This is a genomic window from Mesorhizobium sp. M2A.F.Ca.ET.037.01.1.1 (assembly GCF_003998075.1).
Lineage (GTDB): Bacteria > Pseudomonadota > Alphaproteobacteria > Rhizobiales > Rhizobiaceae > Mesorhizobium.
Genome location: NZ_RZSA01001734.1, coordinates 1 through 537 on the forward strand (window position 1 = coordinate 1; position 537 = coordinate 537).

Here is a 537-nt window from a genome sequence, read left to right on the forward strand (position 1 = left end):
GGCTTCATCTTTCCTTCTCCCCGTTCACGGGGAGAAGGTGCCCGAAGGGCGGATGAGGGGCGGCGCCAATGCTCATCATCCTTGCTCCGATCTTGCGGCCGGCAGAAATTTCGCATCGACCCCAATCATCTTTCGATCCAACCGACCATCCAGCGCCGCAACAATCGTATCCAGCACGCTCGCGCAGTTGGTCAAAACATCTGCGTGCCAAACCCTCAATACGGACCAACCGTTTCCGTTCATCGTCTCGTCCCTGTATCGACCGGGCATGTTGGCTGCCGTCAACCTCGACAACCAGATTGGCTCCGCGGCAAGCGAAGTCCGCGAAGTAAGGGCCGATCGGCAGTTGGCGAACAAACTTGTGGCCGTTCAATCGCCGCCCCCGCAGTTCATGCCACAGCCGTTCCTCCGCATCGTTTTCGACCTGCCGCAGCTCGCGGGCTCTCTTAACCTTTGGCTCATTTCTGCCACGCATGGCGCTGCCCCTCATCCGCCCTTCGGGCACCTTCTCCCCGTGAACGCAGGGCTGTCCGGGGA

At 60.5% G+C, this 537-nt stretch carries 1 pseudogene; it reads right to left on the reverse strand.

The window, feature by feature from the left end:
* Positions 1 to 75: 75 nt before the first annotated feature.
* Positions 76 to 475: pseudogene (locus tag EOA27_RS39510) on the reverse strand (DUF559 domain-containing protein).
* Between the last annotated feature and the right edge of the window lie 62 nt (positions 476 to 537).